Annotated in this window: 17 protein-coding genes and 2 pseudogenes; 9 read left to right on the top strand and 10 right to left on the bottom strand. The window is 71.7% G+C overall.

Annotated features, from left to right (window positions below; translation table 11 throughout):
• Window positions 1-17 precede the first annotated feature (17 nt).
• Entirely contained in the window at window positions 18-1,469 is a 1,452-nt protein-coding gene (locus VA596_RS38060) for an MFS transporter (RefSeq protein ID WP_323333859.1), read from the bottom strand.
• 121 nt (window positions 1,470-1,590) lie between these two features.
• Between VA596_RS38060 and VA596_RS38055 the strand changes: the two genes are divergently transcribed.
• Entirely contained in the window at window positions 1,591-2,310 is a 720-nt protein-coding gene (locus VA596_RS38055) for a TetR/AcrR family transcriptional regulator (RefSeq protein ID WP_323333857.1), read from the top strand.
• Window positions 2,311-2,551: 241 nt separating this feature from the next.
• Here the strand turns inward: VA596_RS38055 and VA596_RS38050 are convergent, their stop codons facing one another.
• Window positions 2,552-2,974 (bottom strand): MmyB family transcriptional regulator, encoded by a 423-nt coding sequence (locus VA596_RS38050; RefSeq protein ID WP_323334294.1) that lies wholly within the window; start codon window positions 2,972-2,974, stop codon window positions 2,552-2,554.
• Window positions 2,910-3,383 (bottom strand): annotated as a pseudogene (locus VA596_RS38045) (helix-turn-helix domain-containing protein); the annotation flags it as partial. The gene VA596_RS38050 and the pseudogene VA596_RS38045, both read right to left, overlap by 65 nt.
• A gap of 130 nt (window positions 3,384-3,513) precedes the next feature.
• Here VA596_RS38045 and VA596_RS38040 point away from each other — a divergent pair.
• From VA596_RS38040 to VA596_RS38015, 6 genes are all read left to right on the top strand, one after another.
• On the top strand, window positions 3,514-4,275 hold the full coding sequence (locus tag VA596_RS38040; protein ID WP_323333855.1) for an SDR family NAD(P)-dependent oxidoreductase: 762 nt from the start codon (window positions 3,514-3,516) through the stop codon (window positions 4,273-4,275).
• Between the two features lie 178 nt (window positions 4,276-4,453).
• Window positions 4,454-5,944, top strand: coding sequence for a right-handed parallel beta-helix repeat-containing protein (locus VA596_RS38035; RefSeq protein WP_323333853.1), 1,491 nt, complete (start codon window positions 4,454-4,456; stop codon window positions 5,942-5,944).
• A gap of 298 nt (window positions 5,945-6,242) precedes the next feature.
• Window positions 6,243-7,247 (top strand): D-isomer specific 2-hydroxyacid dehydrogenase family protein, encoded by a 1,005-nt coding sequence (locus tag VA596_RS38030; RefSeq protein ID WP_323333851.1) that lies wholly within the window; start codon window positions 6,243-6,245, stop codon window positions 7,245-7,247.
• The gene (gene vanA / locus VA596_RS38025; protein WP_323333849.1) at window positions 7,244-8,269 is read left to right on the top strand and encodes a D-alanine--(R)-lactate ligase; all 1,026 of its coding nucleotides are present in this window, start codon (window positions 7,244-7,246) and stop codon (window positions 8,267-8,269) included. Before VA596_RS38030 ends, vanA begins: the two co-directional genes overlap by 4 nt.
• The gene (gene vanX, locus VA596_RS38020) at window positions 8,266-8,871 is read left to right on the top strand and encodes a D-Ala-D-Ala dipeptidase VanX (RefSeq protein ID WP_323333847.1); all 606 of its coding nucleotides are present in this window, start codon (window positions 8,266-8,268) and stop codon (window positions 8,869-8,871) included. The genes vanA and vanX overlap by 4 nt, the downstream gene beginning before the upstream one ends.
• Before the next feature lie 4 nt (window positions 8,872-8,875).
• Entirely contained in the window at window positions 8,876-9,973 is a 1,098-nt protein-coding gene (locus VA596_RS38015) for a UDP-N-acetylglucosamine--N-acetylmuramyl-(pentapeptide) pyrophosphoryl-undecaprenol N-acetylglucosamine transferase (RefSeq protein ID WP_323334292.1), read from the top strand.
• Here the strand turns inward: VA596_RS38015 and VA596_RS38010 are convergent.
• Complete coding sequence (locus tag VA596_RS38010; RefSeq protein WP_323333846.1) at window positions 9,951-11,042, bottom strand: sensor histidine kinase; 1,092 nt, start codon at window positions 11,040-11,042, stop codon at window positions 9,951-9,953. The genes VA596_RS38015 and VA596_RS38010 overlap by 23 nt on opposite strands.
• Window positions 11,035-11,709 (bottom strand): response regulator transcription factor, encoded by a 675-nt coding sequence (locus VA596_RS38005; protein ID WP_323333844.1) that lies wholly within the window; start codon window positions 11,707-11,709, stop codon window positions 11,035-11,037. Before VA596_RS38005 ends, VA596_RS38010 begins: the two co-directional genes overlap by 8 nt.
• Before the next feature lie 86 nt (window positions 11,710-11,795).
• On the opposite strand from VA596_RS38005, the gene VA596_RS38000 reads away from it, so the two are divergent.
• Entirely contained in the window at window positions 11,796-12,284 is a 489-nt protein-coding gene (locus tag VA596_RS38000) for a M15 family metallopeptidase (protein WP_323333842.1), read from the top strand.
• Window positions 12,285-12,367: 83 nt separating this feature from the next.
• Complete coding sequence (locus VA596_RS37995) at window positions 12,368-12,760, top strand: hypothetical protein (RefSeq protein WP_323333840.1); 393 nt, start codon at window positions 12,368-12,370, stop codon at window positions 12,758-12,760.
• A gap of 4 nt (window positions 12,761-12,764) precedes the next feature.
• Here VA596_RS37995 and VA596_RS37990 read toward each other — a convergent pair whose 3' ends face one another.
• The 5 genes and pseudogenes from VA596_RS37990 to VA596_RS37970 form a co-directional block, all read right to left on the bottom strand.
• Entirely contained in the window at window positions 12,765-13,121 is a 357-nt protein-coding gene (locus VA596_RS37990) for an STAS domain-containing protein (RefSeq protein ID WP_323333839.1), read from the bottom strand.
• On the bottom strand, window positions 13,118-14,347 hold the full coding sequence (locus VA596_RS37985) for a PP2C family protein-serine/threonine phosphatase (protein WP_323333837.1): 1,230 nt from the start codon (window positions 14,345-14,347) through the stop codon (window positions 13,118-13,120). The genes VA596_RS37990 and VA596_RS37985 overlap by 4 nt, the downstream gene beginning before the upstream one ends.
• A complete protein-coding gene (locus VA596_RS37980) occupies window positions 14,347-14,781 on the bottom strand; it encodes an alpha/beta fold hydrolase (RefSeq protein ID WP_323333835.1) in 435 nt (144 codons plus the stop codon). Before VA596_RS37980 ends, VA596_RS37985 begins: the two co-directional genes overlap by 1 nt.
• A 47-nt stretch (window positions 14,782-14,828) precedes the next feature.
• A pseudogene (locus VA596_RS37975) lies at window positions 14,829-15,077 on the bottom strand (alpha/beta fold hydrolase); the annotation flags it as partial.
• A 10-nt stretch (window positions 15,078-15,087) separates the two neighbouring features.
• Window positions 15,088-15,927, bottom strand: a complete 840-nt coding sequence (locus tag VA596_RS37970; RefSeq protein WP_323333833.1) for an oxidoreductase — start codon at window positions 15,925-15,927, stop codon at window positions 15,088-15,090.
• Between the last annotated feature and the right edge of the window lie 42 nt (window positions 15,928-15,969).

Below are 15,969 nucleotides of genomic sequence, written 5' to 3'. Positions count from 1 at the left end.
TGTTTCCCGCTTTCGGGTCAGTGGGCGACGACAGGGGTGGCGTTCTCGGTGACGGGCAACGGGCCGCTGCGGAAGAGCAGCCCGGAAACGACGGCGCCGCCGAGGAACAGCGCCGCCGCGATCCAGAACACGAAGTGGTAGCTGGAAAGCGTCGCGTCGACGATGGTGGCCGGGTTCGCGGCGTGCTCGGCGAGGTAGCTCGTGACCGCCGTCGCGCTCAGGGAGCTGAACACGGCCAGCCCGATGGACCCGCCGATCTGCTGGGCGATGTTGACCATCGCGGACGCCACCCCGGACTCGTGCGGCCGCACCCCGCTGGTCGCCGCGTTCTGTCCGGGGCCGAAGACCAGCCCCAGGCCCAGTCCGATGACGAGCAGGGCGGGCAGCACACCGCCGGCGTAGCTGGACGACGTGCCGATCCCGGTGAGCAGCACCATGCCGAGTGCGGCGAGCAGGCACCCCGCCGGGATGAGCGGGCGCGGCCCGACGCGCGGCAGCAGCACCGATCCGGAGAGCACCGCGCCGACCATCACCAGGCCGACCATGGGGAGGAACGCCACGCCCGTCTGGAACGGCGTGAACCCCAGCGTCTCCGCGAGGTAGAAGGTGAGGAACAGGAACACCGCGAACCCGCCGATGCCGGAGATCCCGATCGACAGGTAGGCCGCGCCCCGGTCGCGGTCCAGCAGCACCGGCAGCGGGAGCAGCGGGTTCCGGACGCGGCGTTCGACCAGGACGAAGACGAGCACGAGCACGGCACCGGCGAGTACCGGTCCCCACGTCCAGAGGTCGCTCCAGCCCTTCGCCGCGGCGTTGCCGAGGCCGTAGGCGATGCCGACCACGCCGAGGATCGCGGTGACCGTGCCCGAAACGTCGAGCCGGGTGCGTTCCGGCCGCTCGCCCTCGGTGAGGAAGACCAGCGCCCCGGCGAGCGCGACGGCGGCGATGATCAGGTTCACGTACAGGCACCACCGCCACGACAGGTCCTGCGTGAGGACGCCGCCCAGCAGCAGGCCCAGCGCGCCGCCGGCGCCCGAGATCGCGCCGAACACCCCGAAGGCGCGGCCGCGCTCGTTCGCGTCGTCGGCGAACGTCACCGACACCATCGACAGCGCCGCCGGCGCGAGCATCGCGCCGAACGCGCCCTGGGCGACCCGCGAGACCAGCAGCATCCCGAACCCGCTCGCCGCCCCGCCAAGTGCTGACGCGACCGCGAAGCCGACCAGCCCGATGACGAACAGCCGTTTGCGCCCGAAGAGGTCCGCCAGCCGCCCACCGAGCAGCAGGAGGCTGCCGAACGCGAGCGCGTACCCGGTGACGACCCACTGCCGGTTGTCCACGGAGAACCCCAGGTCCCGCTGGGCGGTCGGCAGCGCGATGTTCACGATGGTCGAGTCCAGGATGACCATCAGCTGAGCGAGGCTCAGCACCACCAGGGCGATCCAGCGGTGCGGGACGTTGCGGTTCATGGCGACCTTCGATCCGTGAGGGGAACTGCCGTCAATTTAACACCGGTAGGTCTGACTTATCAATGGTAAGTTAAGCGACCGACGGTAGATCAGGGCGTCGCGATGAGTAAGGTGGGTGCTCATGACCACGGGAGACCCCGACGGCGGAACGCCGCCCGCCACCAGCGACGTCCTGTGGCTGCGCGGCGAGCGGGAACGCCCGGCGCGGCGGGCCGCGCCGCTCACCCTGGAGCGGATCGTCACCGAGGCCGTCGCCGAACTCGACGCCCACGGGGCCGAGCGGCTGACGATGCGGCGGCTCGCGCAGCGCCTCGACGTGACCTCGACGGCGCTCTACTGGCACGTCTCGACCAAGGAGGACCTGCTCGACCTGGCGGTCGACCACATCCTCGGCGAGGTGCCGCTCCCCGAACCCGGTCCCGAGCCCCGCGCCGCGCTGCGCGCACTGCTGCTCGGCTGGCGCGCCGCGATGCTCGCGCACCCGTGGTCACCCGGCCTGCTGGGACGCCCCCTGCTGGGCCCGAACGTGCTGGCGCGCACCGAGTTCGTGCAGGCGACGCTGACCCGCGCCGGGCTGGCCGGCCTCGAACTCGCGTCCGCCACCCACCAGCTGACGGGCTTCGTCATCGGCACGGCAATGACCGACGCCACCTGGCGCCGGCTCGACGACCCCGAGATCGTCACCAGGGCACGCGCGCACATCACCGGCTTGAGGGAGATCTACCCGACGCTCAGCACGTCCGGCTTCGTCGACCAGGAGTGGTCGGACGACGACCTGTTCGGGGTAAGTCTTGAGCGGATCCTCGACACGCTGACCCCGTCGCCGGCTCGGGAGCCGTGACGCGGTCCCGCTGATTTCGGCGCCGGCCTGCTCGGTGGCGTCCGGATCGCGGCGGTTTCGGCGCCACCATCGTGGCCGCCGGAAGCCCGCCCCACGGTGCGGATCGCGCCGGGTGACACACATCGGGAAGCGGCCGTCGCGCCGGATCGCGCGCGGCCTCGGGGCTGCCGGTGTGTTCCGCCCGCTCGCCGAGCGTCTCCGCTGCAACGGCGCCCGGCCGGGGGCACTCACCCGGCGGCGTTCACCCTTCGGCCTTTTCCTGCAGCAGCCGAACCTTCGCCCAGGTGTCCTCGTCGACCGGGGTGTGCGTGGCCAGCTTGAGGCCCGAGCCCTCGCCCACCGACAGCTGCGTGTAGTCCAGCTTCAGCAGGCCGACCTCGGGGTGGAGGTAGTGCTTGGTGAAGTTCTCCGGCCCGCGCACCCCGTGCTGCTCCCACACGCGCTCGAAGTCCGGTGACTCCCGCCGCAGGCGGGTGACCAGGTTCTTCCAGCCGGGCTCGCCCGCGTGGGCCGCCAGGCCGGCGCGGAACCGGGCCGACCAGGCGGGCCGCGGCGTCCTCCCAGTCCAGGATGGCGTTGCGCCACCTCGGCGACGTGAACACCAGCAGCAGCCAGTTGCGGTCCTCGAACGGCAGGTGGTCCACCCCGCCGACCATCTGCTCATAGGTGCGGTTCCAGGCGAGCAGGTCGAACCGGGCGTTGAGCACGACGACCGGGATCGGCTCGAGGTGCCGCACCAGCACCAGCACGGCGTCCGGGACGGCCGCGTGGTCGCGGTCCAGCGGCGGCCCGGGGTGCCCGGCCAGCGTGTAGAGGTGGGTCCGCTCGTACGGGTCGAGCCGCAGCGTGCGCGCGATCGCGGCCAGCACCGGCTCGGAGACGTTGATGTCCCGGCCCTGCTCCAGCCACGTGTACCAGGTCACGCCCATGCCCGCGAGGTGCGCGACCTCCTCGCGGCGCAGCCCCGGCGTGCGACGGCGGCCCGTGGGCGGCAGGCCGGCCTGCTCCGGGGTGATGCGTTCCCGCCTGCTGCGCAGGAAGGACGCCAGTTCCTGGCGCTCGGACGTCGTCACCCGTTCACTGTCCCACCGCGCCGAGCCTGGTGCCAGGTGGTGCGGATACCCCCATAAACACACTCTGGCACCTGGATAACGCACGGCGGAGAGTCGATCTCAGTCACTCGTCATCGTTCCGGAGGTCTCCATGCTCACCCCCTTGTCATCGACGGTCGCCCTGGTCACCGGGGCCAGCAGCGGCATCGGCCAGGCCACCGCCCGCACGCTCGCGGCCCGGGGCGCCACCGTCGTGCTGGTCGCCCGCCGTCAGGACCGGATCGAGGTGCTCGCCAAGGAGATCGCCGGCGAGGGCGGCCAGGCGCTCGCGCTGACGGCCGACCTCACCGACGCCGACGCCGCCACCGCCGCGGTCGGCACCGCCGTCGACCGGCTCGGGCGGCTGGACACCCTGGTCAACGCGGCCGGCGTCATGCTCACCGGCGACTCGATCACCTCGCCGCTGGAGGAATGGCAGCGGATGGTCGACATCAACGTCACCGGCCTGCTGTACGTCACCAAGGCCGCCCTGCCGCACCTCGTCGAGGCCGCCGCCACCAGCCCGCGGCAGGTGGCCGACGTCGTCAACATCAGCTCCATCGCCGGCCGCTGGACCATCCCCGGCGCCGCCGTCTACAACGCCACCAAGTTCGGCGTCACCGCCGCGACCGAGGCCTGGCGGCAGGAGTACGCCCGCCGCAACGTCCGGTTCTCCGTCGTCGAGCCGGGCCTCGTGGCGACCGAACTGATGGACCACCAGCAGAGCGCCGTCCAGGAACGGATGGCCGCCCGGTTCGCGGACGTCGAACAGCTGCACGCCGACGACGTCGCCGAGGCCGTCGAATACATCGTCACCGGCCCGCGCCGCCGGGCCGTCGCCGAAATCGTCGTCCGTCCCACCGACCAGGTCTGAACCGGCGCGCGAAACGGTATTTTTCCCGGCGCGTGCGATCGGCCGCGGTTGATTTGCGGCAATTGTCACGACGTTCATTGATCACGGCGAATTGTGTTACCTCGTACACTCGAAAGCGGCAAAGGGAAACACGGCTGGGCTATGCTCATTACGAGGCGGACTCCGTAGGTTCGTCCCCATGTCCCGCATCGGTTTCGTATTCGCAGCCGCAGTACTGGCCGCCCTGCTCGTCCCGCCCGGCACCGCCGGCGCGGCGAAAGCGCCGACGCCGGGGCCGGTGTGCGACCACCAGCCGGTCGCGAACACCACGGCGCCACCCGGTGCCGTCGTGATCGACCCCGCGGTGCCCGGCGACCTCTACCACAAGACGCAGGATTCCCCGGCCGGCACGACGTTCTGGCTCCCGCCGGGCACGCACACCCTCGCCACCGACCCGTTCGGCCAGGTCATCCCCAAGGACGGGGACGTCTACCTCGGCGCGCCGGGCGCCGTGCTCGACGGGCAGCGGGTCAACCTGGCCGCCTTCACCCAGCAGGCGAAGGACGTGACGATCCGCGGGCTGACCGTCCAGAACTTCGTGCCGCCGCAGGACCAGGGCGTCGTCAACCACGATTCGGGCGAGCACTGGACCATCGAGAACACGACCGTGCAGAACAACGCCGGTGCCGGGCTGATGGCCGGCGCCCGGCAGGTGGTGCGGCACAGCTGCCTGCGGAACAACGGGCAGTACGGCATGAACGCCTACCGTTCGGACAACACGATCACCGGGCTGGTCGTCGAAAGCAACGAAATCGTCGGCAACAACACCGACGACTGGGAAACCCGCGTGCCCGGCTGCGGCTGCAGCGGCGGAATCAAGTTCTGGGCGGTCAACAAGGCGGACGTCCGCGGGAACTGGGTGCACGACAACCGCGGTGCCGGATTGTGGGCCGACACCAACAACAACGACTTCCTCGTCGAGTACAACCTCATCGAGGACAATGACGCCGAGGGCCTGTTCTACGAGATCAGCTACAACCTGATCTTCCGCGACAACGTCCTGCGGCGCAACGCGCTCGTCTCGGGCAAGCTCAAGTCGGACCGCGGTGACAACTTCCCGGTCGCCAGCGTGTACCTCTCGGAATCCGGCGGCGAGCGGCGGGTGCCGGCGCGCACCCACCTGATCGACGTCTACGACAACACGTTCGAGGACAACTGGTCCGGCATCACGGCGTGGGAGAACTCCGACCGGTTCTGCAACAGTCCCGCCAACACGTCCAGCAACACCTGCACCAAGCTGGTCGCCGACCGGACGAAGTGCTCCGCGCCCGGCATCGCCACCCGGCCGCTCTACGACGACTGCCGCTGGAAGACCCAGTTCGTCGAGGTGCACGACAACACGTTCCGCTTCGACCCGGCGCACGTCGGCTGCACCACCGGCCTCTGCGGCCGGATGGCGCTGCTGGCCAACTACGGCACCTACCCGGCGTGGTCGCCCTACCAGGGCACGGTCGTCCAGGACGCGATCACCCACGACCAGGGCAACTACTGGTTCAGCAACGCCTACTACGGCCCGTGGACCTTCGTCGCGGGCGACACCTCACGCTCGCTCACCGCCCAGCAGTGGCAGGCGACACCCTGGGACCAGGACAACTGCGCCTCCTTCGACGGGGTCGCCGGCCCCTGCTGAGCCGCCCCGCGTGAAAGCGGCGGCGCCCGGACCACCCGGGCGCCGCCGCTTTGACGACCAGAACGGCTGACACGGCGGCCACCGTGCCGGCCGATCCGGGCGGCGTGTGCGCTATTCCAAGCGGCAAGTCGGCCATGGCGAGCGGCGCCGAGACCCGACGCTACCGAACCCTTGTGTGAAGGCGGCGGCGCCCGGATCACCCGGGCGCCGCCGCTTTGGCGTTACCAGCCGCGACCTATCGCCGGCGTATCCGAAGCCGCATACGGGCCGGCAACACCGGGCTCCCTTGACTGGGGCCATGACCCACACGTCCTGGTCCTCCGCCGCGGCCGTTCCGGCGCTGGGTGTCACGGTCTACGGGTGCGAGCCGGACGAGGCCGTCCTGTTCCGGGAGCTGGCGCCGCGCTTCGGCGTCGAGCCGGCCATCACCGGCGCGGCCGTGTCCGAAGCCAACGCCGCACTGGCGTCCGGGAACCGGTGCGTCAGCGTCGGGCACAAGACGCCCGTCACCCGCGCCGCCCTGCTCGCGCTCAGCCGAGCCGGCGTCACGTACCTCTCCACGCGGAGCGTCGGCTTCGACCACATCGACGTCGGATACGCGGAGAGCGTCGGGATTTCCGTCGAGAACGTGGCCTATTCACCCGACGGCGTCGCCGACTTCACCCTGATGCTCATGCTGATGGCGGTGCGCAACGCGCGCTCCACCCTCAGGCGCGCGGACGTCCACGACTACCGCCTGGACGACGTCCGCGGGCGGGAACTGCGCGACCTGACCGTCGGGGTGCTGGGAACCGGGCGCATCGGCACGGCGGTCATGGACCGGCTGCGGGGTTTCGGCTGCCGCGTGCTCGCGCATGACAGCCGCCCCAAGGACTTCGTCGACTACGTCCCGCTCGACGAACTGCTGCGGCTAAGCGACGTCGTCACGCTCCACACCCCGCTCACCGCGGAAACCCACCACCTCCTCGACGCCCGGCGCATCGCGCGGATGAAGCGCGGCGCGTTCGTCGTCAACACCGGACGTGGTGCCCTCGTCGACACCGAAGCCCTTGTCGCGGCACTGGAAAGCGGCGAGCTGGGCGGCGCGGCACTGGACGTCCTCGAAGGCGAAGAAGGCATCTTCTACGCCGACCTCCGGAACCAACCCGTTGACAGCAAACACCTGTTGCGGCTGCAGGAACTGCCGAACGTGCTCATCAGCCCGCACACGGCCTACTACACCGATCGCGCCCTGCGCGACACCATCGAACACTCCCTCGTCAACTGCCGGAAATTCGTGAGCGGAAAGCAGCATTGGATATGAGAATCGGCATCCTCTTCGGGGGCGCTTCGGAAGAGCATCCCGTCTCCGTCAAGTCCGCGCGCACGGTCGCGGAGAACCTGGACCCCGCGAAGTACGAGCCGTTCTGGATCGGGATCACGAAGTCCGGTGCCTGGAAGCTGTGTGACGGCCCTGCCGAAGGCTGGGAGAACGGCCGGCCGGTGGTGCTCTCGCCGGACCGGGACGTCCGCGGGCTGCTCGTCCTGGAGGACGGGAAGTACGAGACGATCGGCCTGGACGTCGTGCTGCCGGTGCTGCACGGCAAGCGCGGCGAGGACGGCGCGATCCAGGGGCTGCTGGAGCTCTCCGGCATTCCGTACGCCGGCTGCGACATCCAGAGTTCCGCGCTGTGCATGGACAAGTCGCTCGCCTACGCCGTCGCCGGCAGCGCGGGCATCGCCACCCCGAAGTTCTGGACCGTCACCGCGGACGAGCACCTCGATCCCGCCCGGCTCACCTATCCCGTCTTCGTGAAGCCGGCCCGTTCGGGGTCGTCGTTCGGCGTCAGCAAGGTTTCCCGCGGAGAAGAACTCGCGGGCGCGGTGGAGATCGCCCGGCAGTACGACGCGAAGGTGCTGGTCGAGGAGGCCGTCGTCGGCAGCGAGGTCGGCTGCGCCATCCTGGGGAACGGCGCGGACCTGATCGCGGGCGAGGTGGACCACATCGCGCTGTCGCACGGGTTCTTCCGGATCCACCAGGAAAGCACGCCCGAAAGCGGCTCCGAGAACTCGACGCCGATCGTTCCCGCGGACATCCCGGCGGAGGCGCGCGCTCTCGTCCAGGAGACGGCGAAGGCCGTGTACCGCGCCCTGGGCTGCGGCGGGCTGGCGCGGGTGGACCTGTTCCTCACCGAAGGCGGAACGGTGGTCCTCAACGAGGTCAACACCTTGCCCGGCCTGACGTCCTACAGCCGGTACCCGCGGATGATGGCCGCGGCGGGTTTGCCGCTCGCCGAGGTGATCGACCGGCTGGTTTCCCTGACCCTGACCGGAAAACTCCGATGAAGGACTTCGTGTACGTCGACGAGCTGGTACCCGGAATCCGCTGGGACGCCAAGTACGCCACGGCGGACAACTTCACCGGCGCGCCGGTGGACGGTTACCTGGCCGACCGAATCGTCGGCACCACAGCCTTGTGCGCCGCTCTGGAGAACGCCCAGGAAAAGGCCGCGGCCCTGGGCTTCGGCCTGCTGCTGTGGGACGGCTACCGCCCGCAACGCGCCGTGGACGCCTTCCTGCGCTGGGCGGAACAACCGGAAGACGGCCGTACGAAGGCGAAGCACTACCCGAACATCGACCGGGCCGAGATGATCACCCGCGGGTACGTGGCGGCCCGCTCGGGCCACAGCCGGGGCAGCACCGTCGACCTGACGCTCCACGACCTGGCCACCGGCGAACTCGTGCCGATGGGCGGCGGGCACGACCTCATGGACGTGGTCTCGCACCACGACGCGCCGGGCGTCCCGCCGGCCGCGGCGGCCCACCGCCGTCACCTCCGGTCCCTCATGGAGTCGTGCGGGTTCAGCGCGTACGAATCCGAGTGGTGGCACTACACCCTGACCGGCGAACCGCATCCGGACACGTACTTTGACTTTCCCCTCACCTAGCCGGATCGTGGTCGCCGGTGGCCATTCGGCCGGGCACATCGAGCCGGCGATGAACCTCGCCGACGCGGTGCGCCGGCTGGAGCCCGCCGCGGAGATCACCGCGCTCGGCACCGTCCGCGGCCTGGACACCACGCTCGTCCCGGCCCGCGGCTACCCGCTCGAACTCGTCCCGCCGGCGCCGCTGCCGCGTGCGCTGAACGGGGCCCTGCTGCGGACGCCCGGCAGGCTGCGCGACGCGGTGCTGGCGGCCGGGGCGGTGCTCGACCGCGTGCGGGCCGACGTCGTGGTCGGCTTCGGCGGTTACCTGGCCATGGCGGCCTACCTCGCCGCGCACGGCCGGGGCCTGCCGATCGTCGTGCACGAGGCGAACGCCCGGCCCGGCGTGGCCAACCGGCTGGCGGCCCGCCTGACGGCGCACGTGTTCACCGCCGCGCCAGGCGTCCGGCTGGCCCACGCCACCGCCGTCGGGATCCCGCTGCGGCCGTCAATCAGCGGCCTCAACCGTCCCGCGCTGCGCGACGCGGCCAGGCAGCGTTTCGGCCTGCGTCTGGGCGGCCCGGTCCTGCTGGTCACCGGCGGTTCGCAGGGCGCCGGGACGATCAACGCCGCGGTGTCCGGCGCGGCACCGGCGCTGCGCGGAGCCGGGGTGCAGGTGCTGCACATCACCGGGCCGCGGCACACCATCGAGGTCCCGGACGGCGACCCGCCGTACGTCGTCGTCCCGTACGTCGACGAGATGCACCACGCCTACGCCGCGGCCGACTTCGCGCTCTGCCGCTCGGGCGCGATGACGTGCGCCGAGCTGGCCGCGGTCGGCCTCCCCGCCGCGTACGTCCCCCTGCCCCTGCGCGGCGGCGAGCAGCGCTTGAACGCCGAACCGGTGGTCGCCGCGGGCGGCGGGCTGCTCGTCTCCGACGCCGACCTGGACCCGGCGTGGATCGAGACCACGCTGATTCCGGTACTCACCGATCCCGGCCGGATCGCGGCGATGTCGGCGCGCGCATCCGCGACCGGGACACCCGACGCGGGCGAGGTGTTGGCCCGGCACGTGCTCACCACCGTCGCCGAGCGGCGTGGAGTCAACCGGGAAGCTGCACCGTGACCCGCAAACCGCCGTCCGGGCGGGCGGTCAGGTTGAGGATTCCGTCGTGGGCGCGGGTGATGCTTCGGACGATGGCCAGGCCCAGGCCGACGCCACCGTGGTCGTTGCGGAGGCGTTCGGCGCCGCGCTGGAACGGCTCGGTGAGGGTCGAGACCAGCTGCGGGGTGAGCTTGTCGCCGGTGTTCTCGACGGTCAGCACCACGAACCCGGGGCGGACGGCCGTGTCGATCTGCACGGTGCCGTCTTCGAGGAGGTTGTGGACGATCGCGTTGTGCAGGAGGTTCGTCGTCAGCTGCAGCAGGAGCGCCGGTGAGCCGCCGACGGGGGTCATGTCCCCGGACGTCCGGACGGTGACGCCGCGCTTCTCCGCCAACGGCAGCAGGGTTTCGGTGGCTTCCTCCGCGACCAGGGACAGGTCGACGCGCTCCGGGGTGAAGGAGCGCTGGCCGCTGCGGCTGAGCAGGAGCAACGCCTCGGTGAGCTCGATCGCGCGGGTGTTGACCGTGTGGAGGCGCTCGACCAGCTCGCCGGTGGGGCCGTCCGGATCCTTGCGGGCCACCTCCAGCAGGGCCTGCGTGGTCGCCAGCGGGGTGCGCAGCTCGTGGGAGGCGTTCGCCGCGAACCGCCGCTGCTCGCCGACGTGCGCTTCGAGCCGCGCGAGCATGGCGTCGAAGCTGTCGGCGAGCTCGCGGAACTCGTCGCTGCGGCCCTCCAGGTTGATCCGGTGGGAGAGCGACCCGCTCGCGGACATCCGGGTGGCGGCGGTGATCCGGACCAGCGGGCCGAGCATCCGGCCGGCGAGCAGCCACCCGCCCAGCAGGCCGAACACCAGCAGGAACCCGGCCACCGCGGCCGCCCTCGGCAGGAACACGTGCAGGAGCGTCGACCGGACCGGGAAGACGCCGTTGAGCCCACTGCCGTCGGGGACGTAGAGCATCGCGCGGTCGGGGACGTACCGCAGGAGGAACACCCAGACCGCGCCGAGCAGCAGGGCGCCCGCGACCATGAGGAACCCGGCGTAGCTGAGGGTCAGCTTGAGACGGACGCTCAGCCCCCGCGCCCTATTCACCCTCGCCCCCGGTCCCGATGCGGTAGCCGACCCCCGCCACCGTGGCGATCAGCCAGGGTTCGCCGAGCCGTTTGCGCAACGTCGAGACCGTGATGCGGACGGCGTTGGTGAACGGGTCGGCGTTCTCGTCCCAGGCCCGTTCCAGCAGCTCCTCGGCGCTGATCACCCCGCCTTCGGCGGCGACGAGCACCTCGAGCACGGCGAACTGCTTCCTGGTCAGCGCGACGTACCGGCCGTCGCGGTAGACCTCGCGGCGGAACGGGTCCACCCGCAGGCCCGCGATCTCCCGCACCGGCGGCCGGCTGTGCGCCCGCCGCCGGTCGAGGGCCCGGAGCCGGAGCACGAGCTCCTGGAGCGCGAACGGCTTGGTGAGGTAGTCGTCGGCGCCCAGCTCGAAGCCGGTGGCCTTGTCGTCGAGCCGGTCGGCGGCGGTGAGCATGAGGATCGGCATGCCGCTGCCGGAGGCGACGATGTGCTCGGCGATCTCGTCACCGGAGGGCCCGGGGACGTCGCGGTCGAGCACGGCGATGTCGTAGGCGTTGACGCCCAGCAGCTCCAGCGCGGTGTCGCCGTCACCGGCGATGTCGGCGGCGATCGCTTCGAGGCGCAGCCCGTCACGGATGGCTTCGGCCAGGTAGGGCTCGTCCTCGACGATCAGCACGCGCATCCTCCGATGCTAGGAGGCGGCCCCTATCGCCCGCATATCCGAAGCCGGATACGGGACGGCAACACCGCGCGGCCTTGGCTGGCGGCATGCCCGACTTCGAACCCGCCGTCCGGCAGGCCCTCGGCCCGGCCCACGGCGCCGTCCCCGTCCCCGTGCCGGTCTTCGACGACGAGACCCCGGCCGTCGCCAACCTCGATCCCGGGCTGCTCGCTGCCCTGCGCCGCGCAGCGGCCGATGCCGCTCACGACGGCGTCGCGTTCGTCGTCAACGGCGGCTGGCGGTCCCCGGAGTACCAGGAACAGCTGCTCCACGACGCCGTCGCGAAGTACGGCTCGGCGCGGGAGGCGGCCCGCTGGGTGGCCACCCCCGCCACGTCGGCCCACGTGCGGGGCGACGCGGTCGACGTCGGGCCCGCCGACGCGCGGGCGTGGCTGGCCGAGCACGGCGCCCGGTACGGGCTGTGCCAGATCTACCGCAACGAACCCTGGCACTACGAGCTGCGCCCGGAAGCCGTCGGCGGCGGCCGCCCGCCCCTCTACCCCGACCCGACGCACGATCCGAGGATGCGGCGGTGACTACGGCAAATGACCGATGGCCAAGCGGGGCGTTCTGGGGCACGGTGGGAGTTCCGGACCAGTCGAGCCGAGGGAGGCCGGCCGTGCCTCGTCGCCGTGTGCCCGAACCCGCCACCGAGGGCCGGGCCGGGCGGATCTTCCTGCCCGTGATGCTGGTCCTGTTCGGGCTGGGCACGGCCGTCGTGCTGACCGCCCAGATCCTCGTGCTGGTGGACGAACTCGACCACGGGGACGAGACGTCGCCGTGGTTCGTGCTCGCGCTGCTCTCCTCCGCGGTGCAGCTGATCGGCGTGCTCGCCGTCGCCTTCCGGCGGCGCTGGGGCGCGAAGATCCTGGCGGGGGCGTTCCTCGCCGGGGTGCTGCTGGACCTCGGGCAGGTCACCGGCTCGAGCGCGCTGCTGATCATCGCCAGGATCCTCGTCGGCGGGCTGCTCGCCGCCGCCGTCCTCGTCCGCTGGGACGACCTGGTCGCCTGACCGTTCAGTCCTCTTCGGACAGTCCGCGTCGGGCGTCTTCGATCGTGGTGAACGCCGGGAAGAAGGCCGCCAGGCCGATCAGCTTCAGGCTGCGCTGCAGCTGCCGGGGGACGCCGACCAGCGCGATCACGGCGTCGGCGGCCAGGGCGAGGTTGCGCGCGGCCAGCAGCGCCGAAATGCCGCTCGAATCGCAGAACTCCAGCGCGGACAGGTCGACGACCAGCTGCTCTCCGCGGTGCAGGGTCAGCGCCTGGATCGCCGTCAACGCGGTGGGAGCGGTGGCGGCGTCGAGTTCGCCGGTGAACGCGAGGACCGGGCCGGCGGGCTCCGCGCGGGTGGCGGTCGTGAACCCCTCGGTCACGACGTCGTCTCCGGCGGAATGCTCAACGCCAGCAAGGCCGTGTCGTCCTCGACGCCGTCGCCGAAGCTCGTCAGGAGGGCCTTCAGCGCGGCCGTCACCGCCGGTGCCGTGGTCGGGGCGGAGGTCGTGAGGAACTCCTGGAGGTCTTCTTCGCTGTAGCGCGCCCGGCCGGATGCCGTGCGGGCTTCGGTGAGGCCGTCGCTGTAGAGCAGCAGCGTGTCGCCGGGGGTCAGGCGCAGGCCGGCCTTGGTGAACCGGGCGTCGGGCACCGCGCCGACGAGCATGCCGCCCGGCGTGTCGACGAACTCGACCGTGCCGTCCGCCCGGATGAGCAGCGCCGGCGGGTGCCCGCCGCCGGCCAGGGTGATCACGCAGCCGCCGGCTTCGGGGGTGAGCGAGCCGTAGACGACCGTGCAGTACCGCGGGTCGGTGCCGCGGAACTCCTGGTTCAGCACGGTGTTGAGGTTGCGCAGCACGCCGGCCGGATCGGGGTCGTAGACGGCGGCGGCGCGCAGCGTGTAGCGGACCAAGGACGTCACGGCGGCCGCGACGGCGCCCTTGCCGGAGACGTCGCCGAGGAAGAAGCCCCAGGTCCCGCCGGTGAGCGGGAAGAGGTCGTAGAAGTCGCCGCCGACCTCGTCGGCGGAGGCGGGGTGGTAGTGGGCGGCGACCTCCATGCCGGGCACCACCGGCAGCGCGGGCGGGAGCAGGGTGCGCTGCAGGATGGCCGCGAGCTCACGCGCCCGGTCGCGTTCGACGTCGGCTTGACGGCGGGCGCGCAGCAGCTCCTCTTCGTAGGCGCGGCGGTCGCGGGCGTCGAAGATCGTGCTGCGGATCAGCTGGGCCGTGCCGTCCGCGCCCTTCTTGACCGTCGAGGTCACGAGCACCGGCAGCCGGGTCCCGCCGGCGGTGCGCAGCTCCAGGGCCAGGCCGCCGGCCTCGCCGTGCATCGCCAGCATCGGCGCGATGTGGGTCTCGTGGTAGATCCGGCCGCCGACGCTCAGCAGGTCCGCGAACCGCCGCCGTCCGACGAGCTCTTCCCGGCGGTGGCCCAGCCAGCCGAGCAACGTGGTGTTGATCTTCGCGATCGTGCCGTCCATCAGCGTCGAGAGGTACCCGCACGGCGCGTGCTCGTAGAGGTCCTCGGCGCTGTCTTCGAGCAGGGCCGGGAACACGTCCCCGACCGTGTCCTCGCTGCTGCCGTCGGTGTCCCCCGCCTCGCACATCACCGCGGGCCGGCGAACGCCAGGATCGCTTCGGCGGTGGCTTCCGGCGCGCTGAGCTGGGGGCAGTGCCCGGTCGCGTCGAGCGTCACGAGGGTGCTGCCGCCGATCTGCTCGTGCACGAACCGGCCGACCGCCGGCGGGGCGATGGCGTCCTGCGCGGTCTGGATCACCAGCGTGGGCACCGGGACCCGTGGCAGGTCGGCGCGGTTGTCGGACAGGAACGTGGCGCGGGCGAACACCCGCGCGATCACCGGGTCGGTGCGGCAGAAGCTGTCGGCCAGCTCGCCGCCCAGCCCGGGCCGCTCGGGGTTGCCCATGATGACCGGCGCCATGGCCGCCGACCAGCCCAGGTAGTTGGCTTCGAGCGATTCGAGCAGCTCGTCGATGTCCGCCCGGCTGAACCCGCCGCGGTAGTCCCCGTCGTCGAGTAGCACGGCGACGGCGTGAGCAGCACCAGCTTCGCGAACCGCTCCGGCGCGCGGTTCACGGCCAGCACGGCGATCATCGCCGACACGGAGTGGCCGACGAGCGTCACGTCACGCAGGTCGAGCTCGGCGCAGATCTCGAGGACGTCCTCGGCGTAGGCGCCGAGACCGGCGTACCGCTCCGAGACGTCCGACCGGCCCGCGCCGATGTGGTCGAACAGCGCCACCCGTAAGCGTCCGGCCAGCGCGGGGACGACGAGCCACCAGAGGTGCTGGTCGCAGCCGAAGCCGTGGGCCAGCAGCACCACGCGGACGTCACAGCTCGGTGCTCCGGCTGAGCTCCTCCCACCGCGCGAAGTCACGCTGCAGGGCCTCGACCTTGCCGCGGGCCACTTCGAGAGCGGCCGTGCCGAGCAGCAGCCGCAACGGTGGCTCGTCGGCTTCGAGCGCGGTGACGACGGCTTCGGCGGCGCGGGCCGGGTCGCCGGGCTGGCTGCCGTACGTGGCCAGCGTCGCTTCGCGGCGCTTTCCCGCGGTCTCGGCGTAGTCCTCGATGCGGGTCGCGGACTGCTTCATCGACGGGCCGGACCAGTTGGTGCGGAACGCGCCGGGCTCCACGATGGTCACCCCGATGCCCAGCGGCGCGACCTCGGCGGCCAGGGACTCCGACAAGCCTTCCACGGCGAACTTGGTCGCGTGGTAGTAGCCGGTGGCTCCGAACCCGGCGAGACCACCGAGCGAAGAGACGTTGACGACGTGGCCGGACCGCCGGGCCCGCATGCCCGGCAGCACGGCCCTGGTCACCGCGGCGAGGCCGAAGACGTTCGTGTCGAACAGCGCGCGGACCTCGGCGTCGTCGCCTTCCTCGACGGCGGCGAGGTAGCCGTAGCCGGCGTTGTTGACCAGGACGTCGATCCGGCCGAAGGTCTCCTCCGCCCGCTTGACCGCGGCGGTGACCTGCTCGGGATCCGTGACGTCGAGGGCGAGGGCCACCGCGCGATCGCCGTGGCGGGCGACGAGGTCCGCGACCGTCTCCGGGTCGCGGGCGGTGACCGCCGCGCGCCACCCGCGGTCCAGGACGTGGGTGGCCAGCGCGCGGCCGAGGCCGGTGGAGCAGCCGGTGATGAACCAGGCCGGGGATTCGGTGAGTGTCATGGGATCCAGGTTCGGCCGGGACGCGCCGGGCAGCCAGTCGCC

It is taken from the genome of Amycolatopsis heterodermiae (assembly GCF_034929455.1).
In the GTDB taxonomy this organism is placed as follows: domain Bacteria; phylum Actinomycetota; class Actinomycetes; order Mycobacteriales; family Pseudonocardiaceae; genus Amycolatopsis; species Amycolatopsis heterodermiae.
Note: the sequence above shows the minus strand (reverse complement) of the source record. Positions and strands in the feature narration are given on the sequence as shown.

Bases quoted from the DNA above. Each gene is read 5' to 3' on its own strand.
- VA596_RS38050 (WP_323334294.1), bottom strand. From the start codon at position 2,974: ATGAGCAGATGGTCGGCGGGGTGGACCACCTGCCGTTCGAGGACCGCA.
- VA596_RS37985 (WP_323333837.1), bottom strand. From the start codon at position 14,347: ATGTGCGAGGCGGGGGACACCGACGGCAGCAGCGAGGACACGGTCGGG.
- VA596_RS38035 (WP_323333853.1), top strand. From the start codon at position 4,454: ATGTCCCGCATCGGTTTCGTATTCGCAGCCGCAGTACTGGCCGCCCTG.
- VA596_RS38040 (WP_323333855.1), top strand. From the start codon at position 3,514: ATGCTCACCCCCTTGTCATCGACGGTCGCCCTGGTCACCGGGGCCAGC.
- VA596_RS38060 (WP_323333859.1), bottom strand. From the start codon at position 1,469: ATGAACCGCAACGTCCCGCACCGCTGGATCGCCCTGGTGGTGCTGAGC.
- VA596_RS37970 (WP_323333833.1), bottom strand. From the start codon at position 15,927: ATGACACTCACCGAATCCCCGGCCTGGTTCATCACCGGCTGCTCCACC.
- vanA (WP_323333849.1), top strand. From the start codon at position 7,244: ATGAGAATCGGCATCCTCTTCGGGGGCGCTTCGGAAGAGCATCCCGTC.
- VA596_RS38005 (WP_323333844.1), bottom strand. From the start codon at position 11,709: ATGCGCGTGCTGATCGTCGAGGACGAGCCCTACCTGGCCGAAGCCATC.
- VA596_RS38055 (WP_323333857.1), top strand. From the start codon at position 1,591: ATGACCACGGGAGACCCCGACGGCGGAACGCCGCCCGCCACCAGCGAC.
- vanX (WP_323333847.1), top strand. From the start codon at position 8,266: ATGAAGGACTTCGTGTACGTCGACGAGCTGGTACCCGGAATCCGCTGG.
- VA596_RS38030 (WP_323333851.1), top strand. From the start codon at position 6,243: ATGACCCACACGTCCTGGTCCTCCGCCGCGGCCGTTCCGGCGCTGGGT.
- VA596_RS38000 (WP_323333842.1), top strand. From the start codon at position 11,796: ATGCCCGACTTCGAACCCGCCGTCCGGCAGGCCCTCGGCCCGGCCCAC.